This is a genomic window from Lelliottia nimipressuralis (assembly GCF_004115925.1).
Taxonomy (GTDB): domain Bacteria; phylum Pseudomonadota; class Gammaproteobacteria; order Enterobacterales; family Enterobacteriaceae; genus Enterobacter; species Enterobacter nimipressuralis.
Genome location: NZ_SDDX01000033.1, coordinates 24,809 through 48,469 on the forward strand (window position 1 = coordinate 24,809; position 23,661 = coordinate 48,469).

The window sequence follows — 23,661 nt, forward strand, 5'->3', positions numbered from 1 at the left end:
ATTTTGAAAAAAGAGGATTAAAAAAGCCCCGCATACGCGAGGCTTGATGTCTGAGTGTGAGGCGCCGTAGCGCTTCTAAGTCAGCAGGGATTCGATCAGATAGCGGTTACGTTAACAGCAGCCGGACCTTTCTGGCCGTCCTGAATTTCGAACTCAACGTTCTGGCCTTCAGCCAGAGTTTTGAAGCCGTTACCCTGGATTGCAGAGAAGTGTACGAACACGTCTTTGCTGCCGTCAGCAGGAGTAATGAAACCAAAACCTTTAGACTCGTTGAACCACTTAACTTGACCTTTAATCTTTGCCATTTGCAAAATTCCTTAGATTGTTTTCTTAGCCCGCAGGCATTGACATAGATAAAACTGAGACATTACTGCTTGAGGCACTAATATAAGGTTCGGCAGAGAAGCGGTATTCAACGACAACGTGTTTACTCAGGACTTCTTTACTGAAAATGCCACACATAAACAGAACTGTACCTCGTTTGACCCAAAACGTGTTATTACATACAACGATAATTATGGCAAGCCATTTTTAAACGTGTCTAGATCCGCCGCACAAACTCCGATCTCAGCCTGCGACATTATGCACAACTGCTTGCGCGCACTGCCGCCGCCAGACCAAAGCGAACCGCAAGACAGGCGCCAGCGTAGCGCCTGTAATCTAAAGCAATTTTACCTTAGCTCAATCTTTGATATAGATCCAGCCAGTGCCGAAAGTTTAATAAATGCAATGATTGAGTTAGAACAATTTGCGAAAAGTTATGCTGAAATCAACGTAAGGGTTTGAGTTTTACACTGAAATAAACCGGCTATAAATTGCGCGGCTTCATCATATATGTCGGAGATGACAGTTTGGTGTATTGCACCAAAATAATGAAACGTCTTTCATCCTGGTGCAAAAGAAAGCAAGAAAAACGTTTCGATGGAAATACATCTGAGGGACAGGGTTGGAATAGAGAATATATTCAGCGAGGCGGTATTAGATCACAGGGATAAATATTGACCAATTTTCAATATTCTAAACTTGTCGTTAATCCCCGCTTCATTTTCCAGCGCCTGTGTAAGCTCCTGCACCGGCTCGTCGAGGGACTCGTCGGCCAGCTCGAACACACCCCAGTGGATCGGAAATGCGAGCGGCATTCCCATTTGCTGCCAGAGCTTGATGGCAGATTGCGGATCCATATGATGGGCCGACATGAACCAGCGTGGTGCATACGCCCCGGCGGGCAGCGCGGCGGCGGTGATCTGCCCCAAGCGCTGTGGGATGGCGAGCAAATCTGGCGTATAACCCGTATCACCGCTAAACCAAAAACGCTGATCTGCTCCTTCACATACCCAGCCGCACCACAATGAGCGATTTCTGTCCCAGAAAGTGCGCATACTCCAGTGCTGGGCCGGAACGGCGGTCAGCGTAATCCCCTGAAACACAGCGGTCTGCCACCAGTCCAGCTCAAGGATATTTTTAGCACCGCGACGACGAAACCAGTCGCCGAGGCCCAGCGGCACACACACAGTGAGTTCAGGGAAACGCCGCAACAGGTGACGAACAGTAGCGGAATCGAGATGATCGTAATGGTTGTGGGAAATCACCAACGCATCAATGTGTGGAAGCGTGTCGACGGTTAAAACCGGGGGTGTCTTGCGTTGCGGTCCAAAAAAAGGGAGCGGCGAGGCGCGTCGGGAAAAAACAGGATCGGTCAGCAAATATTGCCCGCTTAAACGCAGCAGCACACTGGCATGCCCCAGCCACCAGACGCCATCTTCTGGCCGGTCGTTCAGTTCGGCAGGCTGCCACCACTGGCGAATAAATTCGTCATAACCCTGCGTGGGCGGTTTGGGTAATCCCGCCGCTTTGCGCTCCTTGCGCCACCGCTCGACGTCGCCGGGCTGATGGCCAGTAAAGTCGAGGTTGCGAAACCCATCGGGAGCATGATGTTTCAGGGAGGGGTTATACCAGGGATTTTTCCAGACCACAGCCACCTCCCCCGCTCATCCGTTAGCGTTCAGCCACCAGACGAATGAAATCATCTTCGTCTTCGTTTACCACTGCTTCAGCGGCTTTTGGCTCGTCTTTCTCTTCTGGCTCGTTAGCTTCGCACAGACGGCGCAGCAACGCATTCTGGCGTTTCTGCTGATCAAGCAAGGCTTCCAGCAGTTCAATCTGCTCATCCGTGCGAGAACTGGCGCGATTCACAAAGAACCACAGCGCCAGGCCGATAATCATCACGACCAGAGAGATCGCCAGTGAGGCTACGTTCAGTAGCCCCGAATTCAGTAACTCACCCATTTTACCACCTCAATAAAAACGCCATTTTAGCACTGACGCAGAGGAAGGGTACCATCTGTTAGAAAAATGAATACTACCAGGGGATGAATTGATTTATTGCGCAAATACCGCTAAAAAACTGTACATCCTGATCGCACATGACATTGATCGTCTGTGTCCACAAAATGACACAGGCAATCAGTACAACAACCAGAATTACCCAGCGAAACTTTTTCACTCCACACTCCGTCTTTTGACCTGATATGACCAGGTTATCACGGTTATCTTAAACAAGGGCTAACTGTACCTGCATCAGAAAATTTTCGGAATCATGCACTTGTTTCATAGAGTAAAACTATTACGCTTAACAGCATTATTAGCAAAAAAATGAGGCATTCATGCGCATCATTATTCGGACAATTATTGTCCTGGCCATTTTATGGATTGGTTTATTACTGACGGGATACGGCGTGCTGGTGGGAAGCACAGAAAATGCGGCAGGACTGGGGATTCAGTGTAAATATCTGACTGCCCGAGGCACCAGTACCGCGCAATATTTACACAGCGACAGCGGAATTATTGGTTTCTCAAACTGCCCGGTTCTGCGCAAAAGCCAGACAGTAGTCGACAACGGATAAGTCGATTGACTCACAGATACAGAAACGCCGCATTTTCAGCGGCGTTTTTTATTGTCGGATTCAGAACGGATAGTCGTTGTAACCCATTTGTTCTGAAATCTTGCGTGCTGCGGTGTGCAGCATGGCAACATATTCATGCAGACGCTCTTCAGAGAAGCGCAGCGTCGGGAACGAAATACTCAGGCCTGCAATGACGACACCGAAGCGGTCAAACACTGGAACGCCGATACAACGCAGCCCCTCTTCCTGCTCCTGATTGTCTTCGCCGTAACCCTGCTCACGCACGTGATCCAGCACGGCCAGCAACTCTTCAGTGCTGGTGATAGTGCGCTCGGTGCTGCGTTTGTATTCCACACCTTCAAGGATCTCTTTGACTTCCTCGCGATCGCGCCACGCCAACAGCACTTTACCGATGGCGGTACTGTAGAGCGGGTTACGACGACCAATGCGCGAATACATGCGCAGGTTGTACATAGAGTCGATTTTATGGATATAGACAATGCTGTCTTCATCCAGCGCGCCCAGGTGGACGGTCTCTTTCGTTAAGCGTGAAAGCTCGCGCATCTGAATATCGGCGCTGCGGATCAGATCGACGTTTTGCAGCGCGCGGGCACCGAGTTCGAACAGTTTCAGGGTCAGAGAATATTTCTCTGATTCACCTTCCTGTGCGACATAACCCAGGGATTTCATGGTTTGCAGAAAGCGATAAACGGTGCTTTTTGACATCATCACACGCTGCGATAACTCTGTAATACCAATTTCGCGCTCTTCACCCAGCGCCTGTAAGATGCCAAACACCTTCAGCACGGAAGAAACAGAATCTGGCTGCTTATCCAAATCTGCGATTGCCATTTATCACCTCATTGAGAGTGTTTTATAAAAATCAGAACCGGTTTTTATTATAAATTCGTGACCGAGATGCTGCAATCAATCTGCGTTTACTTCGTTACAAATCTGCGACATAAAACCGAATTAACAGTGCTAAAATAGTGATTCTGATAATAATATCACTCTGAGCGTTTCATTTCCCATGGAAAAACTGTCCTCTGATGGCTTGCCTTTACCGCAACGGTACGGCGCGATCGCGACCATTATCATTGGTATTTCAATGGCAGTGCTTGATGGTGCCATAGCCAACGTGGCGCTCCCGACCATCGCCAGCGACCTGCACGCGTCTCCCGCCAGCTCCATTTGGGTGGTCAATGCTTACCAGATCGCCATCGTAGTTTCGCTGCTTTCGTTCTCGTTTCTCGGCGACATGTTCGGCTATCGCCGCGTCTACCAGTGCGGGCTGGTCGTCTTTACCCTGACCTCCCTTTTTTGCGCCCTGTCTGACTCACTGCACACCCTGACATTTGCGCGTATTGCGCAGGGTTTCGGCGGGGCTGCGCTGATGAGCGTCAATACCGCACTGATCCGCCTGATATACCCTCAGCGCCAGCTTGGGCGCGGAATGGGGATCAACTCTTTCATTGTCGCAGTCTCGTCTGCCGCCGGTCCGACTATCGCGGCCGCGATTCTCTCGGTGGCGTCGTGGCAATGGCTGTTCCTGATTAACGTTCCGCTCGGGATTATCGCCCTGCTCTTTGCCCTGCGCTATTTGCCTGAAAACAGTGCTAAGAGCGCGATGCCGCGTTTCGATCTTCCCAGCGCAGTGATGAATGCCCTGACCTTTGGTCTGCTGATCACGGCGCTGAGCGGATTTGCTCAGGGACAATCGCTCACGCTCATTGCGGCTGAAATCGTTGCGATGCTGATCATCGGCTACTTTTTCGTGCGCCGTCAGCTGGCGTTGCCCGTCCCTCTTTTGCCTGTTGATCTGCTGCGTATTCCGCTCTTTTCTCTTTCCATCGGGACGTCCATCTGCTCGTTCTGCGCCCAGATGCTGGCGCTGGTTTCGCTGCCCTTTTTCTTGCAAGGGGTGATTGGACGAACGGAAGTGGGGACCGGGCTGCTGCTGACCCCCTGGCCGCTGGCAACCATGGTGATGGCCCCGCTTGCGGGCTATCTCATTGAACGCGTTCATGCGGGTTTGCTGGGTGCGTTAGGACTGGTGGTGATGGCAACCGGGCTATTCGCGCTGGCGATGTTGCCTTCTGCGCCAACGGATCTGGATATTATCTGGCGAATGGTGCTGTGCGGAGCCGGTTTTGGTCTGTTCCAGTCACCGAACAACCACACCATCATTACTGCCGCACCGCGCCATCGCAGCGGCGGCGCCAGTGGAATGCTCGGCACCGCGCGCCTGTTAGGTCAAAGCTCTGGTGCCGCACTGGTGGCGCTGATGTTTAACCTTGCCGGGCAGAATGGCACGCATCTGGCCCTGTTTACCGCCGGAACGCTGGCGACTATCGCCGCCATTATCAGCGGCCTGCGCGTGACGCAACCCCGAGCTCAGGCATAAAAAAAGCCGGGCGGCAATGTCTGCTCAACCCGGCTTCTTTCTCATACTGCTCGCTTACTTGATGTATTCCCCACTGCGCAGCGCTTCGATACGTTTATCCAGCGGCGGGTGAGTCATGAACAGTTCGCTCAGCGATTTCGATTTACCATTGATGCAGAATGCCATCATGCTGGTCGCTTCCTGCGGTTCGTAGCTGGTTTTCAGACGCTGCAGCGCAGCAATCATCTTCTCGCGGCCCACCAGTTTTGCCGAGCCCGCATCCGCATGGAACTCACGATGGCGGGAGAACCACATGGTAATAATGCTCGCCAGAATACCGAATACCAGCTCCAGCACTGTCGCGACAGCGAAGTAGATCAGCGGGTTGCCGTTGCTCTCTTCACCTTCATCACGATTTCCGCCCATAAATCCGGCAGCAATCTGCGCCAGGATACGAGAGATGAAGATAACGAAGGTGTTTACCACACCCTGAATCAAGGTCATGGTAACCATGTCACCGTTGGCGATGTGGCTGATTTCATGGGCAATAACCGCTTCCGCTTCGTCACGGCTCATGTTCTGCAACAGACCGGTGCTCACGGCCACCAGCGAGGCATCGCGGCGCGCACCGGTGGCAAAGGCGTTAATGTCAGGCGCGTGGTAAATCGCCACCTGCGGCATAGCGATACCCGCCTGGCGAGACTGTTGTGCCACCGTGTTCATCAGCCACTGTTCCATATCGTTACGTGGCTGCTCGATCACTTCCCCACCGACCGATTTCAGCGCCATCCACTTGGACATCAGCAGCGAAATAAACGATCCACCAAAACCGAACAGCAGCGCCATAATCAGCAGACCTTGAACGCTGCTCGATTGGATCCCTGTCAGGCTTAGCACAAGCCCGAAAACCACCATAACCGCAAGGTTGGTGACCAGGAAGAGCGCGATTCGCATCATAATTTTCTTTTAACCTCTGTTTAACAAAACGCACTATGCGATTACCCACATCGTATGGGTATTGTGGCCATTTTCAAGGATTCAGGGGGCGTAAGTCACCAGAAAGACACAACTTTACATTGTTTATGGGCTTGCTGACGGGAGGATGCAGAACTAAAAAAAACAGGCACAATTTCTTGTGCCTGTTGAGGTGTTATTTTGCCGGAGCGGGCTGAACGGCGGGCTTGCTCTTTTCCTGGTTTGCCAGGTCGAGAGCGATATGCACCGTCTCATCCAGATACGGATCGGGCTCCTGGTAATCCTTCGGCAGGTCGTCCAGGTTTTTCAGCAACGGCTTGCCTTCACGTTTAAAGCGATCGTTGATGCGTGCCAGACGCGTGGCATCATCTTCGTTGTTCTCTTTTTCACGCTGAGCGAAGTTAAGCGAGACGATATTCCGTTTTTCTTTCAGGGCATTAAAGCGAGCAATGTCCTTCATGATGTACTGGAACTCCGGATCTTTCGCGATGCGATCGTTATGCGCTTTCAGCAGCTCAGGACCAAACTGGGTCATGTCGCCCGCTTTTACGAAGGTGGCAGCATTAATGCTGTCCCACGGCAACGCGTTGTCTTCAAACTTCTCGCCTGTTTCCGTCTCTTCGGTACCGGTCGGCATCATGATGTCCGGGGTCACGCCTTTACGTTGCGTACTGCCGCCATTCACACGATAGAACTTCTGAATGGTGTACTGTACGGAACCCAGCGCAGGCCACTCAGGACGCAGCATCTGATCGTAAATACGGTTAAGGGAACGGTACTGCTGCACCGTGCCTTTACCGAAGGTTGGTTCACCCACAATCAGCGCACGGCCATAGTCCTGCATCGCCGCGGCAAAGATTTCTGATGCTGAGGCGCTAAAGCGATCGACCAGCACCACCAGCGGACCTTTGTAGTACACGACGCCATCGGTATCGGCGTCTTCACGCACTTTACCGTTGTTATCGCGAACCTGAACAACCGGACCCGATGGGATAAACAGGCCAGAAAGCGAAACTGCTTCGGTCAGTGCTCCACCGCCATTGGTACGCAGGTCGATAATCACGCTGCTGACATTCTGCTTTTCAAGCTTCTGCAACTGGACTTTGACATCGTCTGTCAGGCCAACGTAGAAGCCCGGAATATCAAGCACGCCGACTTTTTCTTTGCCGACGGTTTTCACGGACATTTTCACAGCGCGATCTTCAAGACGAATGCGCTCACGCGTCAGGGTCACGATACGGGTTTTGGTGCCTTTACCCGCAGGCAGGATCTCAAGGCGAACCTTGCTGCCTTTCGGGCCTTTGATCTGCGCGACCACGTCATCCAGACGCCAGCCGATCACATCGACCATGTTCTGGCCCGTTTGACCGACGCCGACGATACGATCGCCTACGCTAATCGCTTTGCTTTTCGACGCCGGGCCGCCTGCCACCATGGAGTTGATGACCGTATAGTCTTCATCCATTTGCAGCACCGCACCAATTCCTTCCAGAGACAGGCTCATCTCGGTATTGAATTGTTCAGTGTTGCGTGGGGAGAGGTAGTTCGTGTGCGGGTCGATTTCGTGAGCAAAGGCGGTCATCGCCAGGGAGAACACGTCTTCACTGTTGGTCTGTGCCAGACGACGAATGGCTGATTTGTAACGACGGGTTAGCGTTTCGCGGATCTCTTTCTCATCTTTACCGGTGAGTTTGAGGCTCAGCTCATCGAATTTCACTTTGCCGTCCCACAGCGCATTCAGCTCGGCTTCGTCTTTCGGCCAGGGCGCTTTGCTGCGGTCAAGATTAAAGTTGTCGTTGCCGGTAAAGTCCATTGGACGTTCCAGCACTTTCAGCGCGTATTGATAACGTTCAAAACGACGCTTCTGGGATAGGTTGTAGAGATCGTAGAACAGGTCGAGTTTACCGCTGCGCAGCTCATCGCCCACGTCGGTTTTACGTTTTGCGAACTGTTCAATATCACTGGCCAGCAGCACGTTGTGGCTGTAATCCAGCAGGTTCAGATACCGATCGAAAATCTTAGCCGAAAAGGCCTGATCGAGATCGAACTGACGATAATGTGAACGGGTGAAGCGCGAAGTGACGCGCTCACTGACCGTTGCGTGCTGGGTCTCTTCCTTTAAAACCGGGATTTGATCCGCACGCGTTATATCGTCCACTGCGAAGGCGTGGCCTGTTATAGCAAACAGGCCAGCCAGCGCGGTGATCTTAAAAAGAGTGTTCATGCCAGGCTTGGCCTCCGTTTCAGAACACCAGGTGTTCTGCGCGTACAATCATTGACATACCAGAAGTCAGCTGTACACGAACGCCATCTTTGGTGATTTCGAGTACGGTGGCGTCCATCGCATTGTTACCCGCTTTCACCTTCAGAGCCTGACCGACGCTCAGGGCGTTGATGTCAGAAACTGGAGTGTGGCGTTGTTCTTCGCGAGGCGCACGCTGTGCTTTAGCGGCTGGTTTATCAGCACGCGGTTTGCGATCGCTGTTCTCACTACGACGTGGAGCAGGACGCGGTTTACGCTCACGGCGAGGCGCTTCTTCTTGGCCATTTGCCGCAGCAGCTTCGCGTTTTTTCGCCTGCTGCTCAGCACGCTGTGCCTGAACACGCGCTTTGGCCTCTTCAAGCTGCTTACGTGCGTGCTCAACGTGCTGCTCGTCCAGCTCACCGCAAGGGTTGCCGTCGAGATCGACACGGGTCGCGCCCAGCTTGATACCGTAAAGGTAACGCCAGCTTGAAGTATAAAGACGTAAGGCAGAGCGCAGTTGAGTTTTGCTGAGATTCATCTCACCCTCAACGCGCGCTACCAGATCCTGAAAAATACCAATTTTCAGGGGACGAGCTTCGCCTTCAGCAGTGAAACACTGTGGGAAACGCTCAGCCAGAAAGGCAATGACTTCTTTACTACTGTTCAACTTAGGTTGATTTTCCATGAAATTTCCTGATTACAACGGACGTTGCCAACTAGCCGCAGGCATGAACAGGCGACATTATAATGACGCCATCAGTAAATGCTACGTTATCCGTTGATTATCCTGCGACGCTCGCAAAGAATTTTTGATAATCGGTCGCGTTTAATACGTTTTCGAGATTAGCAACCAGTTCGCGCAGCCCTTGTTCGTCCTCGGCGCTAAAGCGTCCAAAGACCGTGCTGTCGATATCCAGTATGCCAATAATCTGATTTTTCACGGTCAGCGGCAGAACGATTTCGGAGTTACTCGCCGAATCGCACGCAATGTGCCCGTCGAAGGCATGCACATCTTCAACACGCTGAACCTGATTTTGCGCCACCGCAGTTCCACATACACCACGCCCCACAGGGATCCGCACGCAGGCAAGCTTGCCCTGAAATGGTCCGAGCACCAGCGTTTCCCCTTCCAGAAGGTAGAAACCAGCCCAGTTCACATCCGACAGACGCTCAAACAGCAGCGCACTGGTGTTGGCCAGTGTCGCTAAAAAACTGGTCTCACCTGTCATCAATGCCTGGAAATCGCGGTTCAAATCCGCGTAGAATTCTGTTTTGTTCATTAATCAATCACTTGGTTGTCGTACAAAAAAGAGAGCATAGCCTAATAAAATAAACATTAAATGCGCTCATTCTCAAGATGAATCCCAAGATGAGTTAATATAACGTTAATTAATCCTTTAATGCGCGACTGATGGCACTCAATACTCCAAGAATTACGCCGGCAAAAAAGATCACTGTCCACTCGGTCAGCGATGCGCTGCCTCGTGAACATTATCAGCGTTGTCCGCAGTGCGATACGCTTTTTATGTTGCCGAAGATGAAATCGCATCAGAGCGCGTATTGCCCGCGCTGCGACGCTAAAATTCGCGATGGACGCGACTGGTCTCTCACCCGTCTGGCGGCGATGGCCGTCACCATGCTCCTGCTGATGCCCTTCGCATGGGGCGAACCGCTGCTCAAATTGTACCTGCTCGGCGTGCGCATCGACGCCAACCTGCTGATGGGGATCTGGCAAATGACCCAGCAGGGCGATCCTCTGACCGGCGCAATGGTGCTGTTTTGCACCGTCGCGCGCCGTTAGTGCTGGTGGCTGCCATTGCCTATCTCTGGTTTGGCAATATTCTGGGCATGAATCTCCGCCCGGTGCTGCTGATGCTCGAGAAGCTCAAAGAGTGGGTGATGCTGGATATCTATCTGGTCGGCATCGGCGTGGCGTCGATTAAGGTACAGGACTACGCTTTTTTACAGCCCGGCATCGGCCTGTTTGCCTTTGTCGCGCTGGTATTACTGAGCATCATGACGCTGATCCATCTGAATGTGGAACAACTCTGGGAGCGCTTTTATCCTCAGCGCCCGGCGACGCGGCCTGATCCCAGTCTGCGCGTCTGCCTCGGCTGCCATTTTACCGGCCTGCCCGACGCACGGGGTCGCTGCCCGCGCTGTCACATTCCGTTACGTCTGCGCCGTAAGCAAAGCCTGCAAAAATGCTGGGCCGCACTGATTGCCTCCATCGTGCTGCTGCTTCCCGCTAACCTGTTACCGATTTCGATCATTTACGTTAACGGTGCGCGGCAGGAAGACACTATCATGTCGGGGATTGTGTCACTGGCGAGCAGTAACTTTGCCGTGGCGGGAGTGGTCTTTATTGCCAGTATCCTTGTGCCCTTTACCAAAGTTCTGGTTATGTTCACCTTGCTCATCAGCATTCAGTTTAAGTGTGAGCAAGGGTTACGCACGCGGATCCTGTTACTGCGGTTTGTGACCTGGATTGGCCGCTGGTCGATGCTCGATCTGTTTGTTATTTCGTTGATGATGTCGCTGATCAATCGCGATCAGTTACTCGCTTTTACCATGGGACCCGCGGCGTTTTATTTCGGCTCTGCGGTGATATTGACTATTCTTGCAGTGGAATGGCTGGATAGCCGCTTACTTTGGGATGCACATGAGTCAGGAAACGCCCGCTTCGACGACTGAAGCGAGAATTAAAACAAAACGCCGCATTTCGCCATTCTGGTTGCTGCCTGTCATCGCATTGATGATTGCGGGCTGGCTGATCTGGACGAGCTATCAGGATCGCGGCAATACCATCACCATTGACTTCCAGACGGCGGACGGCATCGTCGCAGGGCGTACCCCTGTGCGCTTCCAGGGCGTCGAAGTGGGAACCGTCGAGGATATCCGGCTCGGCAAAGATCTGAACAAAATTCAGGTTCGCGCCAGTATTAAAGCCGATATGCAAGACTCCCTGCGCAGTGATACGCAGTTCTGGCTGGTGACACCTAAAGCCTCTCTGGCGGGCGTTTCCGGGCTGGACGCGCTGGTCGGCGGGAACTATATCGGCATGATGCCCGGTAAAGGTGAGCCGCAGGACCATTTCACCGCGCTGGACACCCAGCCAAAATACCGGCTGAACAATGGCGATCTGATGATCCACCTGCATTCGCCGGATTTAGGCTCGCTCAACAGCGGATCGATCGTCTACTTCCGTAAAATTCCGGTTGGGCGCGTGTATGACTACGCCATTAACCCCAACAAACAGGGCGTGACTATCGACGTCCTGATCGAGCGGCGCTTCACCGGCCTGGTGAAAAAAGGCAGCCGCTTCTGGAATGTGTCAGGCGTGGATGCCGACGTCAGTTTCAGCGGCGCGAAAGTGAAGCTCGAAAGCCTGGCGGCGCTGGTTAATGGGGCTATCGCCTTCGACTCACCGGAGAACTCTGATGCAGCCACTGCCGATGATAACTTCGGGCTGTACGCCGATCTGGCCCACAGCCAGCGCGGCGTCATTGTCAAACTGGCCCTCTCAGACGCCAAAGGGCTGAACGCCGGTTCAACGCCATTAATGTATCAGGGATTGCAGGTGGGCCAGCTCACCAAACTGACGCTGAACCCTGGCGGCTCCGTGACCGGCGAAATGACGGTGGACCCGAGCGTGGTCGACCTTCTGCGTGAAAAAACGCGCATCGAGCTGCGGAACCCGAAAATCTCGTTGAGTGACGCCAGCATCAGCAGCCTGCTGACGGGCAGCACCTTTGAGTTGATCCCAGGGGAAGGCCAGCCTAACAACAATTTCGTCATCGCCCCCGCCGATAAAGCCTTACTGCAAAAACCCGGCGTAATGACACTGACCCTGACGGCACCTGAAAGCTACGGTATCGAAGCCGGTCAGCCGCTGATTCTGCACGGCGTGCAGGTCGGCCAGGTTCTGGAACGCAAGCTGACGGAAAAAGGGGTCACCTTCTCCGTCGCCATCGATCCGCAATACCGGGATCTGGTACACGGCGACAGCAAATTTGTGGTTAACAGCCGGGTAGACGTTAAAGTCGGGCTAGACGGCGTCGAGTTCCTCGGGGCCAGCGCCAGCGAATGGATCAACGGCGGCGTTCGTATTCTGCCAGGGCAGAAAGGTGAGATGCGCGACAGCTATCCGCTGTACGCCAATCTGGACAAAGCGATTGAAAACAGCTTAAGCGATATGCCGACCACCACCCTCACCCTGCGCGCCGACACGCTGCCGGACGTGCAGGCCGGGTCCGTGGTGCTGTACCGCAAGTTTGAGGTGGGCGAAGTGATCACCGTGCGCCCACGCGCCGACGCGTTTGATATCGAACTGCATATCAAGCCGGAGTACCGCAATCTGCTGACCGCCAACAGCGTCTTCTGGGCCGAAGGCGGTGCGAAAGTGCAGCTTAACGGCAGCGGCCTGACCGTGCAGGCCTCTCCCCTCTCCCGCGCGCTGCGGGGTGCCATTAGCTTCGATAATTTAAGCGGCGCAGGGGCCAATCAGCGTAAAGGCGATAAACGCATTCTCTATCCATCAGAAACGGCGGCGCGCGCAGTGGGCGGCCAGATTACGCTCCACGCCTTTGATGCGGGTAAGCTCTCTGAAGGGATGCCGATTCGCTATCTGGGCATTGATATCGGGCAGCTCCAGAAGCTGACCTTGATTACCGCGCGTAACGAAGTGCAGGCCACCGCGGTGCTGTATCCGGAGTACATGCAAAACTTTGCCCGCAACGGCACGCGCTTCTCGGTAGTGACACCGCAGATCTCTGCCGCCGGCGTTGAACATCTCGATACCATTCTCCAGCCGTACATTAACGTCGAGCCGGGTAACGGAAACGTGCGCCGCGACTTTGAGCTGCAGGAAGCGACCATCACTGACTCGCGTTATCTGGACGGGCTGAGCATTGTGGTCGAAGTCCCGGAAGCCGGTTCAATGAGTATCGGCACGCCGGTGCTGTTCCGTGGAATTGAAGTGGGTACCGTCACCGGCCTGACGCTGGGAACCCTGTCAGATCGTGTGATGGTGGGTCTGCGCATCAGCGAGCGCTACCAGCATCTGGTGCGCAACAACTCCGTCTTCTGGCTGGCATCGGGATATTCCCTCGATTTCGGTCTGACCGGCGGCGTGGTGAAAACCGGGACCTTTAATCAGTTCATTCGCGGCGGGATCGCCTTTGCGACCCCACCAGGCACACCGCTCGCACCGAAAGCGCAGCCGGGCAAACATTTCCTGTTGCTCGAAAGCGAACCGAAAGAGTGGCGTGAATGGGGCACCGCACTGCCACGTTAATCATCAGCTCCGGTGTCAACGCACCGGAGCCTTTATGGTACACTGCGCGCCTTATCTACTCCCTGTGGTACGCCCGTGGCTCAACATTCTGCTTTTCTTCCTGACGAATTCCTGGCGCACATGCGCGAGGCACTTCCCACTCATCTCTCAATGGATGATTTTATCGCCGCCTGCCAGCGTCCGCTGCGTCGCAGCATCCGCGTCAATACGCTTAAAATCAGCGTGGCCGATTTCCTGGCACTGGTTTCGCCCTACCGCTGGCAACTGACGCCGGTGCCCTGGTGTGCGGAAGGATTCTGGATTGAGCGTGATGACGAAGATGCCCTGCCGCTGGGAAGCACCGCCGAACATCTAAGCGGGCTGTTTTATATTCAGGAAGCCAGCTCCATGCTGCCCGTTGCCGCGCTGTTTGCCGACGAAAATCAGCCGCTGCGCGTGATGGACGTGGCCGCCGCACCAGGGTCTAAAACCACACAGATCGCCGCCCGCATGGGCAATCAGGGCGCAATTCTCGCCAATGAGTTTTCGGCGAGCAGGGTTAAAGTTCTGCATGCGAATATCAGCCGCTGTGGGATCAGCAACGTCGCCCTGACCCACTTCGATGGCCGCGTCTTTGGTGCCGCCGTGCCAGAATCTTTCGATGCCATCCTGCTGGATGCGCCGTGCTCGGGCGAAGGCGTAGTGCGTAAAGATCCCGATGCGCTTAAAAACTGGTCTGTCGCCAGCAATCTTGAGATCGCCGCCACCCAGCGCGAGCTGATTGACAGCGCCTTTCATGCTCTGCGCCCGGGTGGAACACTGATTTACTCCACCTGCACCCTGAACCGCGATGAAAACGAATCCGTATGTCTGTGGCTAAAAGAGCAGTATCCGCAGGCCGTCGAATTCCTGCCACTGGATGCGCTTTTCGAGGGTGCCAAAGCGGCGCTGACTCCCGAAGGTTTCCTGCACGTTTTTCCGCAGATTTTCGACTGCGAAGGGTTCTTCGTCGCGCGACTGCGTAAAACAGCGGCGATCGACGCCTTACCGGCACCTAAATTTAAAGTTGGCAATTTCCCGTTCGCCCCGCTGAAGGGCCGTGAAACCGCGCAGATTACCGAAGCGGCACAAAAAGTCGGCCTTCAGTGGGAGGAAAACCTTCGCCTGTGGCAGCGCGACAAAGAGATCTGGCTCTTCCCGGTCGAGATCGAACCGCTGATTGGCAAAGTGCGCTTCTCCCGTATCGGCATGCGCCTAGCCGAAGTGCATAACAAAGGCTATCGCTGGCAGCATGAGGCCGTTATCGCCCTCGCCGGTAGCGACAATTCATTTGCACTGACCCACAAAGAGGCAGAAGAGTGGTATCGCGGCCGCGACGTCTACCCGGAACAGACGCCACCGGCTGACGAAATGATCGTCACTTATCAGGGCTTTCCGCTGGGTCTGGCGAAAAAAGTCGGCTCGCGCCTGAAGAACAGCTACCCGCGTGAACTGGTTCGCGATGGTCGCCTGTTTACCGGTAACGATCTCAGCGATTAAAAAACAGCACATTTTCACTGGCACTTTTGCTCTCCTGCACTACGCTGAAAAATGGGCGACAACACTGGTCGTACCAGATTTTCAGCAAACCTGCGGAGAGCATTATGACGAAAACCAGCGTGCGTATTGGCGCTTTTGAGATCGACGATGCAGAATTGCGCGGCGATAATCAGGGCGATCGAACGTTAACCATTCCCTGTAAATCCGATCCCGATTTATGTATGCAGCTTGATGCCTGGGACGCTGACACCAGCATTCCGGCTATCCTGGATGGCGAACATTCCGTGCTATACCGTGAACATTACGATCAGCAGTCCGATGCCTGGGTCATGCGCCTTGCCTGACACCAATAGAACCCGCCCGAAGGCGGGTTATTTATGCCCCCGATTTCCCCTGCGACAAATCCTCCCCTACACTAACCATTCGGAAGCCAGATTCAGAGGATGAGATGTTCGCACTGGTACTGTTTGTTTGTTACCTGGACGGCGGCTGCGACGACATCGTGATTGATGTCTACAACACCGAGATGCAGTGCGTTGCCTCGAAAAAAGAGCAGCGAATTCGTCACGGCGGTTGTTACCCTGTCGAGGAGTTTATCGATAGCTTCTGGACACCGGCTCAGGAGTACAGTGACTTTTAGCTACTGGAGCTGGGCGAGCGTCAGCGTGCCGCCAAACACGGCACCGGTGTCGATATAGTGCAGATTGTCGAAATCACAGCGCTTCGCAAGCGGCGTGTGACCAAACCAGAAATGATCCGCGCCGCTAATCCCTTCACCGTTGCCCGCCATCAGGCCCGTTAACCGCGAGCGATCCCACAGCACACGGTGCTGACTGACGGGCTTACCGCGCAGATAAGTGTCCGCTGGGTAATCGGCATGAGCCACCACATTTATCCCACGGGTGCAGATTATTTCAATAATAAGCGGTAATTGCCGGCACGCATCGAGCAATGCAATGGCGTCTAATTTTTGCGGGTTCGTCAGACGGGAAAACCATATACCTCCATTGAGGGTCCAGAGAGCAAAATCGTTATTACTGAGCGCGTCAATCGCCATTTGCTCATGATTCCCCCGCACCGCGCGAAACCATTTTTCGCGTATGAGTTGCAGAGATTTAACGCTCTCCGGCCCGCGATCAATCAGGTCGCCCACCGAAATAAGTAAATCCTCATAGGGATTAAAATGGCGCTGTTTTAATTCATCCATAAGCGGGTGGTAGCAACCATGAATGTCGCTCACGACCCAGATATGACGCCACTGTTGACCATCAAGTATTTGGTACATAGCCCCTCCATAAAGAAGTATAGCGAATACCCGATTTTCGGGATCTGGCGTCATAATGTTGCTAACTTCAATCGAAATTAAACGAAGCCGAAATAAAGGTTTAGCAACTCTTAAATCGTTACATCCTGGCCCTTAGAATAGAATCAGAATTCTAAAGAGGTCACCATCGTGTCGAACACCAGCCTGCAAATTGATGTGCCAGAGGCACAGCCTGCCAATATTATTTCCTCTCTGACAACGGGTCAGCTTATCCCTGGCCCAATCTGGAGAAAGCGCGATTATCGGATTAAGTTCTTTCTGCGCTCACTGCTGTTCTGGTCTTCGACAAACCGCATGCTAAGTGCGCTGGCTCATCGCGCCGATTTTGACCGTTTGCTGGCAGCGCAGGTCACCCTGCCGAGCAAAACCCATCGTCAGTACCTGACGCGCGGGATAAATGCGAATCAGCGTGCCGAGGCGATCGTTCGCCACTATGAGTGGATCGATGCCCTGCCGGATACCCGTCTGGCCAATACCTTCACCCATCCGGTGGCTCAGCCGGTGGTTCATTTCCAGGCCAAGGATGACGCGCGCTACTGCGTTTATGCCTCATCCGCCAGCAAAGCGGAGCGCGAAGGCGAAAGCACCCTGTGGCTGCGTGATGAAGAGGACACCCTACTGGCAAGCCTGACCTTCAGCGTGGTTCCTGAGGGCGAGCATTTGGCGCTGGTCATTGGCGGATTGCAAGGCCCGCGTCGCGGCGTGACGCGTGAAACGATCAAGAAAGCGACCCGCGCCTGCCACGGCCTGTTCCCGAAACGGGTGCTGATGGAGGTCATTTTTAACCTCGCCGCTCATAGCGATATAAAATCCATTTACGGCGTCAGCGACGAAGGGCACGTCTTCCGCGCCCTGCGCTATCGCCTGAGCAAAGGCCGCCATTTCCACGCCAGCTACGACGAATTCTGGGCCTCCATCGACGGGCAGAAAGTCTCCAGCTTCCGCTGGCAGTTGCCGCTGCAGATGGAGCGTAAATCTCTGGAAGAGATTGCCAGCAAAAAACGCGCAGAATATCGCCGCCGTTTTGGCCTGCTGGATGAAATTGCCGATGCGATTAACGCTCGCTTTTAATCTGTGTGGTGGCGTTCGCCTTCGCACAAAAATTTAACAAAACCGCCAAAAAGCGCTGGACTTTCGCCCGTCTGATTGTGGTATGGTTAAATCAGAGGCGCAGGACGTTCCTCATCTGTCATGAGTGAGAGCAGGAAAAGACTTTTGCTTTCATGCAGATAAAAAGAGACCGAATACGATTCCTGTATTCGGTCCAGGGAAATGGCTCTTGGGAGAGAGCCGTGCGCTAAAAGTTGGCATTAATGCAGGCTCAAGTCGCCTGACACTTTAAGAATAGATGACGACGCCAGGTTTTCCAGTCCGCAGCAAAAGTGGCCGGAAAATTTCACGTTCGAGCATCCTGAAACGAAAAACCGCAGTACTTCCTGTAAGAAGACTGCGGTTTTTTTATTGGAAAGCAGAGACTAGCAGAGCGTCTCAGCTCGCTCGATAAAGGGGGCAAGACTCATCTTCTGACTCGGGTTTTGCGGGTCGTCAATCTGGATGATACTGATAGGCTGACCGTTGCTTTTGCCGCTGGCGACCTGCTTCTCGGCGACGTCATTCAGCGGATACTGCACCAGCGTGCTCGGGTTGATGGCGTACAGCGCATGGCCCGGACGGCAGGTCAGCATCACCTCTTCACGGTTAAAGGCCCATTTGTCTTTACCCACCTCGAAGCGACTCACGGTAATCACCTGCGGGGCGGCAAACGCGTAACCGGCGCACGCCAGCAATACGAGAGAAAGGACTGTTTTTTTCATACGTTTTAAACCTTGTCAGAAAGGCTCCCAGGTCGCGAAAAGACTGACGATTGCCAGCACCAGCGCGCCCAGAACCACCTCAGCCTGTGTCATCCAGATAAAGAATTGTTGTTCGCGCCCCGATTCAGTACGAAATCGTGGCACCAGAAAATACCGATTCAGCAGCGCAATTACCACCATCATCGCCACCAGCGCACATTTCAACAACAGCAGTTGCCCGTATTCCGTGCGCCACGGCCAGTTCAGCCCGAGGATCAGCAGCATATTGACGATTCCGGTCAGGATCACTCCCGCCACGGCATAATGTCCCACGCGGGAAAAACGCATCATGGTATAGATAGCCGGAACGCGCCAGCGCCCTTTCGCCAGCCGCATACAAAAGACGAGTGGCAGCAACGCGCCCACCCAGGTGGCTGCGCTGAGCAGATGGACTGCGTGGTTCAGGCGCTGCACGATCCCCGCAACTCCGTCACGCATCGCCGCATGGCCGACTCCCGCCAGCAAAATAAACTGGCCGATAGCAAGCAACAGCAGTAGACGCGCGCTTTTCGCAGGTGCGATCCACGCCGCACAAGCGGTCAGGACCGCAAAGACGATTTGCCACAGCCAGACGCCGCCAAAGCGGGTGCTGGCCACTGCGTGCCAGATCTGCGGCTGGATAACATCACCCCAGCCTTCGCCCATCAGCCCGCCCTGCACAGCCAGCATCAGCAGCGCCGTCGCCAAACTCACCAGCGCCGCGATCTTTTGCTGCCACTGGAAGCGGCGCGTCATCAGCCGTTGCAGGGAAAAGGGAGCCAGCCACGCGCTGTAAAACGCATTGCCAAAAATCAGCATCAGCGCCGCAAAATGGATAAAGCGCAGGGCGACGTAACTGAACGCCAGCATGTTACTTCACGCTAAAGTGATAGCTGCCTTTGGTTTTGTGGCCGTCGACTGAGACCACATGCCAGTCCACGGAATAGGTCCCCGGCGTTAATGCCTGTTCGAGGGGAACAATCAGCTGGGTATTGTCATTCTCTGCGCGCTTCACGACACCGGTTTTAACGATCTGCTGTTTATCGCCGGTGATCGACACGCCGCTAAATTTCGGTTCGATGCCTTCCGAGAAATTGAGCGTCAACGCCTGCGGCGCAGCCGTCACCGCCGCATCGGCGGCCGGGTACTGATGTTTCAGGTGGGCATGAGCCAGTGCAGCAGGAGCCGTTGCGACGGAAAGCAGAAATGCCAGAGCGCAAGCCGCGCGGGATGCGGTGAATACCATATCAATCATTCCTTTTGGTTATGTCTATATGACAGAGGATAACGCTGTATAATATCGGAGTCGAGGATGATCCTGTGCGGGCTTGTCAACGCAGGGTAACCGCGGTAACGTTGGCGCCGCATAAACAGGAGAAGGCAATGAACATTAATCTGGCTACCCTCCCCCAGGATGAGATGGACAAAGTGAATGTCGATCTCGCCGCTGCGGGCGTGGCATTTAAAGAGCGCTATAACATGCCGGTGATCGCCGAAGTGGTTGAGCGCGAACAGCCCCCTCATCTGCGCGACTGGTTTCGCGAGCGCTTGATCGCCCATCGCCTGAAATCCGTGACCCTGTCGCGTTTGCCTTACGAACCTAAAGTTAAGTAAACCCGGCGCGTCGTTACATTTCCTTACATGGATTATGGCAGGATAAGAAAACCCTGAAGTATTCAGGTGTATTATCAATAACCCTGCGACTAGTGTATAAGGAAGTCACGATGTCCCAATGGAATATTGCCGCCGCGCAGTATGCCTCCCGGCATAACTGCATCGATGCCCACGTGCAGCATCATCTTCGCTTTATCGACGCTGCTGCCCGCCAGCAGTGCAATCTGCTGGTTTTCCCTGAGCTTTCACTGACCGGCCCAGCCACCGATAACACTACCTTACCCGAACCGCCCAGCGAGCTGGCCCTGCAGCCGATAGCTGACGCCGCGCACGCCCTGGCAATCACGGTGATTGCAGGTATTACTCTTGAGACTGACGGCGCACGTAAGAAAGGTCTGGCGCTATTTTGTCCTAATCAGCGCCAGCCCATGCGTTACCCGCAGGGCAGCGGCGCATGTCTGATCCCCGGCGATCCGCAGCTGACGATTGTTGAGGGGAAAACGGAGCTGCTGAATATCGATCCGCTGGCTGCGCTGTATACCTGCAGCCAGGCGGTAGGCGAAACGCGCTGGCGAGACGCTATCAACCGCCTGCAATGCTTTGCGCATAAATATGCGATCACGGTACTGATGGCGAATTCAGACGGGCACAGCGCGCTGTGGGATTCGAGCGGCCAGCTCATTGTTCGCGCAGATCGGGGCGAGCTGTTATTAACCGGAACATGGGGTAAGCAGGGTTGGCAAGGTGATATCATTCCATTACGCTAACGTTTTTACGGCCAGGAGTGAGCCATGCTGCGTGTAATCGACACCGAAACCTGTGACCTTCAGGGCGGGATTGTAGAGGTGGCGTCTGTTGACGTTATTGACGGACAGATCGTCAACCCCATGAGCCATCTGGTTCGGCCTGACCGCCCTATCAGCGCGCAGGCGATGGCTATCCACCGCATCACAGAATCGATGGTGGCCGATAAACCCTGGATTGAGGATGTCATCCCGAACTATTTCGGCAGCCAGTGGTACGTGGCACATAACGCCAGTTTCGACCGGCGCGTGCTGCCGGAGATGCCAGGCGAGTGGATTTGCACCATGAAACTGGCGCGTCGGGCGTGGCCGGGGATTAAATACAGCAATATGGCACTGTATAAATCCCGTAAGCTCAGTGTGAAAACGCCGGAAGGGTTGCACCACCACCGTGCCCTGTATGACTGCTATATCACGGCGGCGTTGCTCATTGATATCATGAATACCACCGGCTGGACGCCGGATGATATGGCGACCATTACCGGCCGTCCGGCGCTGCTGACCACGTTTACCTTTGGTAAATACCGCGGCAAACCGGTGTCCGAAGTGGCTGAGCGCGATCCGGGCTATCTGCGCTGGTTATACAATAACCTCGACCGCATGAGCCCGGAGCTGCGCCTTACGCTTCGTCACTACCTTGACGACGCTTAATCTGTCGCAACATGGCCTGGCAGCGTCTCCTGCGCCAGGCCAATCAGAAAGGCATATTCCAGTGCCACCCCTTCATAAGATTTAAATCGCCCCGATTTCCCGCCGTGGCCGGAATCCATATCCGTACACAGCAGCAGCAGATTATCGTCCGTTTTCAGCTCCCGCAGTTTTGCCACCCATTTTGCCGGTTCCCAGTACTGTACCTGCGAATCGTGCAGGCCCGTCGTCACCAGCATGTGCGGATAGGCTTTCTCTTCGACGTTGTCGTAGGGGCTGTATTCCTTCATGTAGCGGTAATAGGTTTCGTCCTGCGGATTGCCCCACTCTTCAAATTCACCGGTGGTTAGCGGGATAGATTCGTCGAGCATGGTCGTGACGACGTCGACAAACGGCACCTGCGCGACGATGCCTTTAAACAGCTCGGGACGCTGGTTAATGACCGCCCCCATCAGCATGCCGCCTGCGCTACCGCCCATGCCAAAGCACAGGTGCGGATCGCCGTAACCCTGCGCAATTAGCCCGTCGCACACGTCGAGATAGTCGTTAAAGGTATTTTTCTTCTTCAGGAATTTCCCCTCTTCGTACCAGTGCTGCCCCAGCTCGCCGCCGCCGCGCACGTGGGCAATGGCGAAGACAAATCCCCTGTCGAGCAGGCTCAGCCGGCTGCTGCTGAAATCCGCGTCCATGCTGGCGCCGTACGAGCCGTAACCGTACACCAGCAGCGGATTTTTACTCTTGTGAAAATGATCTTTGTGATACACCAGCGACACCGGCACTTCTACGCCGTCGCGCGCAGTGATCCACAGGTGTTCGCTGCGATAGCAGCTGGCATCGAAACCGGCCACTTCAGCCTGTTTCAGCACGCGCCGCTGCCCAGTATTCATATCGAGTTCAAACAGCGTGTCGGGAGTGGTCATTGACGAATAGCCGTAGCGCAGCCGCGAAGACTCCGGCTCCGGGTTGTAGCCAATCCAGGTGACATAGGCCGGATCGTCAAAGGCTATGCCCACCACTTCGCGGGTTTTGCGGTTGATCTGGCGAATACTGGTCAGCCCACGCTGGCGCTCTTCCACCACCAGCCAGTCGGTAAACAGGGTGAAACCTTCAAGCATCACCTGCTCGCGCGCCGGGATCAGCACTTCCCATTTGCGTTCATCGCGCACTTTGGTTTTATACAGGCCAAAGTTTTTGCCCTCGCGGTTAGAGCGCAGGTAGAAGGTGTGCTGGAAATGGTCGAGGCTGTACTCGTGATCTTTGCGGCGCGGCAGGAAACAGAGCGGCTGCGCGTCGGGCAGTTCGGCGTCCAGCAGCAAGACTTCGGTGGTCGTCGCACTGGCCAGGGAGATAATCACATAGTGGCGCGAAGTGGTTTTATGCAGGCTGACGTAGAAAGTCTCGTCTTTCTCCTCGTACACCAGCTCATCGTTGCCTGAAGATGTCCCCACCGTGTGCCGCCAGACCTGATAAGGCAGCAGCGTTGAGGCGTGCTTTTTAACGTAATAGACGGTTTCGGAGTCGTTCGCCCAGACGAAATCAGACGAGACGTTATCCAGCATTTCCGGATACCAGTTTCCGCTTTCCAGATTACGAAACCGCAGACCGTACTGGCGGCGTGACAGATAATCCTCTGCCAGCGCCATAATGGTGTTATCAGGCGAAATACCTAGCCCACCGAGCGTATAGAACTCACTGTGCGCCGCGCGCTGATTGGCATCGAGCAGCGTCTCCCACTCATCCCATTCGGCGCTCAGCACAGACTGACGCTGGTAAATCGCATACTCACTGCCCGGCTCGTAGAGATGGCGATAGCGGTAGCCGTTTTTGGTCCAGGGGGCGGAAATATCGCGCTGTGGCACGCGCGCCACCATTTCACCGAGCAGGCTGTCCTGAAGCGCCTGCTGTGAAGACATCACCTTTCGGCCGTAGTCATTTTCCTGATGCAGGTAATCAAGCACTTCCGGCTGCGAGCGATCGTCGTCCCGCAGCCAGTAGTAATTATCGATGCGCGTATCACCATGAGTGGTGATCGCTTTGGGAATTCGTCGGGCTTTTGGCAGCATGTCAGTTTTTCTTTTTGGTTTTACACCCTATAAGGGTGGCAAAACACACGCACGATG

24 protein-coding genes and 2 pseudogenes are annotated in these 23,661 nt (G+C 54.4%); 11 read left to right on the forward strand and 15 right to left on the reverse strand.

The window, feature by feature from the left end:
- Window positions 1-95: 95 nt before the first annotated feature.
- The 5 genes and pseudogenes from cspE to mgrB all read right to left on the reverse strand — a co-directional run bounded on the left by cspE (window position 96) and on the right by mgrB (window position 2,503).
- Window positions 96-305, reverse strand: a complete 210-nt coding sequence (gene cspE / locus ETG88_RS21210; protein WP_001062678.1) for a transcription antiterminator/RNA stability regulator CspE — start codon at window positions 303-305, stop codon at window positions 96-98.
- 12 nt (window positions 306-317) lie between these two features.
- Window positions 318-462, reverse strand: a pseudogene (locus ETG88_RS21215) (DUF2627 domain-containing protein).
- Between the two features lie 521 nt (window positions 463-983).
- The gene (locus tag ETG88_RS21220; RefSeq protein WP_129036334.1) at window positions 984-1,973 is read right to left on the reverse strand and encodes an MBL fold metallo-hydrolase; all 990 of its coding nucleotides are present in this window, start codon (window positions 1,971-1,973) and stop codon (window positions 984-986) included.
- A gap of 22 nt (window positions 1,974-1,995) precedes the next feature.
- Window positions 1,996-2,286, reverse strand: coding sequence for a YebO family protein (locus ETG88_RS21225; RefSeq protein ID WP_129036335.1), 291 nt, complete (start codon window positions 2,284-2,286; stop codon window positions 1,996-1,998).
- A gap of 73 nt (window positions 2,287-2,359) precedes the next feature.
- Window positions 2,360-2,503: a PhoP/PhoQ regulatory lipoprotein MgrB gene (mgrB, locus tag ETG88_RS21230; protein ID WP_100779813.1), complete on the reverse strand. Its 144-nt coding sequence runs from the start codon at window positions 2,501-2,503 to the stop codon at window positions 2,360-2,362.
- A gap of 160 nt (window positions 2,504-2,663) precedes the next feature.
- Here mgrB and ETG88_RS21235 point away from each other — a divergent pair, with 160 nt between their 5' ends.
- Window positions 2,664-2,903, forward strand: coding sequence for a YobH family protein (locus ETG88_RS21235; RefSeq protein ID WP_129036336.1), 240 nt, complete (start codon window positions 2,664-2,666; stop codon window positions 2,901-2,903).
- Window positions 2,904-2,963: 60 nt separating this feature from the next.
- Here ETG88_RS21235 and kdgR read toward each other — a convergent pair whose 3' ends face one another.
- Window positions 2,964-3,755 (reverse strand): DNA-binding transcriptional regulator KdgR, encoded by a 792-nt coding sequence (gene kdgR / locus ETG88_RS21240; RefSeq protein WP_100779811.1) that lies wholly within the window; start codon window positions 3,753-3,755, stop codon window positions 2,964-2,966.
- Between the two features lie 178 nt (window positions 3,756-3,933).
- Between kdgR and ETG88_RS21245 the strand changes: the two genes are divergently transcribed.
- Complete coding sequence (locus tag ETG88_RS21245; protein ID WP_129036337.1) at window positions 3,934-5,307, forward strand: MFS transporter; 1,374 nt, start codon at window positions 3,934-3,936, stop codon at window positions 5,305-5,307.
- A gap of 54 nt (window positions 5,308-5,361) precedes the next feature.
- Here ETG88_RS21245 and htpX read toward each other — a convergent pair whose 3' ends face one another.
- The 4 genes from htpX to ETG88_RS21265 form a co-directional block, all read right to left on the reverse strand.
- The gene (gene htpX, locus ETG88_RS21250) at window positions 5,362-6,243 is read right to left on the reverse strand and encodes a protease HtpX (protein ID WP_100779809.1); all 882 of its coding nucleotides are present in this window, start codon (window positions 6,241-6,243) and stop codon (window positions 5,362-5,364) included.
- 193 nt (window positions 6,244-6,436) lie between these two features.
- A complete protein-coding gene (gene prc, locus ETG88_RS21255; RefSeq protein WP_100779808.1) occupies window positions 6,437-8,485 on the reverse strand; it encodes a carboxy terminal-processing peptidase in 2,049 nt (682 codons plus the stop codon).
- A gap of 19 nt (window positions 8,486-8,504) precedes the next feature.
- Window positions 8,505-9,191 carry an RNA chaperone ProQ gene (proQ, locus tag ETG88_RS21260; protein ID WP_100779807.1) on the reverse strand — a complete coding sequence of 229 codons (687 nt, stop codon included), beginning with the start codon at window positions 9,189-9,191 and terminating at the stop codon, window positions 8,505-8,507.
- A gap of 97 nt (window positions 9,192-9,288) precedes the next feature.
- The gene (locus ETG88_RS21265; RefSeq protein WP_129036338.1) at window positions 9,289-9,786 is read right to left on the reverse strand and encodes a GAF domain-containing protein; all 498 of its coding nucleotides are present in this window, start codon (window positions 9,784-9,786) and stop codon (window positions 9,289-9,291) included.
- A gap of 131 nt (window positions 9,787-9,917) precedes the next feature.
- Between ETG88_RS21265 and yebS the strand changes: the two are divergent.
- From yebS to ETG88_RS21290, 5 genes and pseudogenes are all read left to right on the forward strand, one after another.
- Window positions 9,918-11,200, forward strand: a pseudogene (gene yebS / locus ETG88_RS21270) (membrane integrity lipid transport subunit YebS).
- The gene (locus ETG88_RS21275; RefSeq protein ID WP_100779804.1) at window positions 11,169-13,802 is read left to right on the forward strand and encodes a PqiB family protein; all 2,634 of its coding nucleotides are present in this window, start codon (window positions 11,169-11,171) and stop codon (window positions 13,800-13,802) included. The pseudogene yebS and the gene ETG88_RS21275 overlap by 32 nt, the downstream one beginning before the upstream one ends.
- 75 nt (window positions 13,803-13,877) lie before the next feature.
- The gene (gene rsmF / locus ETG88_RS21280) at window positions 13,878-15,320 is read left to right on the forward strand and encodes a 16S rRNA (cytosine(1407)-C(5))-methyltransferase RsmF (RefSeq protein ID WP_129036339.1); all 1,443 of its coding nucleotides are present in this window, start codon (window positions 13,878-13,880) and stop codon (window positions 15,318-15,320) included.
- A gap of 104 nt (window positions 15,321-15,424) precedes the next feature.
- A complete protein-coding gene (locus tag ETG88_RS21285) occupies window positions 15,425-15,664 on the forward strand; it encodes a YebV family protein (protein WP_100779802.1) in 240 nt (79 codons plus the stop codon).
- Window positions 15,665-15,768: 104 nt separating this feature from the next.
- Complete coding sequence (locus tag ETG88_RS21290; RefSeq protein WP_100779801.1) at window positions 15,769-15,960, forward strand: YdfD/YebW family protein; 192 nt, start codon at window positions 15,769-15,771, stop codon at window positions 15,958-15,960.
- On the opposite strand, the gene pphA is transcribed toward ETG88_RS21290, so the two are convergent.
- On the reverse strand, window positions 15,961-16,605 hold the full coding sequence (pphA, locus tag ETG88_RS21295; protein WP_129036340.1) for a protein-serine/threonine phosphatase: 645 nt from the start codon (window positions 16,603-16,605) through the stop codon (window positions 15,961-15,963).
- 168 nt (window positions 16,606-16,773) lie between these two features.
- Here pphA and ETG88_RS21300 point away from each other — a divergent pair, with 168 nt between their 5' ends.
- The gene (locus ETG88_RS21300; RefSeq protein ID WP_129036341.1) at window positions 16,774-17,715 is read left to right on the forward strand and encodes a VirK/YbjX family protein; all 942 of its coding nucleotides are present in this window, start codon (window positions 16,774-16,776) and stop codon (window positions 17,713-17,715) included.
- 404 nt (window positions 17,716-18,119) lie between these two features.
- Here ETG88_RS21300 and ETG88_RS21310 read toward each other — a convergent pair whose 3' ends face one another.
- From ETG88_RS21310 to yobA, 3 genes are read right to left on the reverse strand one after another with little or no spacing between them, the layout of a single operon-like run.
- Window positions 18,120-18,458, reverse strand: coding sequence for a YebY family protein (locus tag ETG88_RS21310; protein ID WP_129036342.1), 339 nt, complete (start codon window positions 18,456-18,458; stop codon window positions 18,120-18,122).
- 15 nt (window positions 18,459-18,473) lie between these two features.
- Window positions 18,474-19,346, reverse strand: a complete 873-nt coding sequence (copD, locus tag ETG88_RS21315) for a copper homeostasis membrane protein CopD (RefSeq protein WP_129036343.1) — start codon at window positions 19,344-19,346, stop codon at window positions 18,474-18,476.
- Between the two features lies 1 nt (window position 19,347).
- Complete coding sequence (yobA, locus tag ETG88_RS21320; protein ID WP_100779796.1) at window positions 19,348-19,722, reverse strand: CopC domain-containing protein YobA; 375 nt, start codon at window positions 19,720-19,722, stop codon at window positions 19,348-19,350.
- 137 nt (window positions 19,723-19,859) lie between these two features.
- Here yobA and ETG88_RS21325 point away from each other — a divergent pair, with 137 nt between their 5' ends.
- The 3 genes from ETG88_RS21325 (at window position 19,860) to exoX (ending at window position 21,544) form a co-directional block, all read left to right on the forward strand.
- A complete protein-coding gene (locus ETG88_RS21325) occupies window positions 19,860-20,090 on the forward strand; it encodes a DNA polymerase III subunit theta (protein ID WP_100779795.1) in 231 nt (76 codons plus the stop codon).
- Between the two features lie 110 nt (window positions 20,091-20,200).
- Window positions 20,201-20,857: a carbon-nitrogen hydrolase family protein gene (locus ETG88_RS21330; protein WP_129036344.1), complete on the forward strand. Its 657-nt coding sequence runs from the start codon at window positions 20,201-20,203 to the stop codon at window positions 20,855-20,857.
- Between the two features lie 24 nt (window positions 20,858-20,881).
- Window positions 20,882-21,544 (forward strand): exodeoxyribonuclease X, encoded by a 663-nt coding sequence (gene exoX, locus ETG88_RS21335; RefSeq protein ID WP_100779793.1) that lies wholly within the window; start codon window positions 20,882-20,884, stop codon window positions 21,542-21,544.
- Here the strand turns inward: exoX and ptrB are convergent.
- Window positions 21,541-23,604 (reverse strand): oligopeptidase B, encoded by a 2,064-nt coding sequence (ptrB, locus tag ETG88_RS21340; protein WP_100779792.1) that lies wholly within the window; start codon window positions 23,602-23,604, stop codon window positions 21,541-21,543. The genes exoX and ptrB overlap by 4 nt on opposite strands.
- Between the last annotated feature and the right edge of the window lie 57 nt (window positions 23,605-23,661).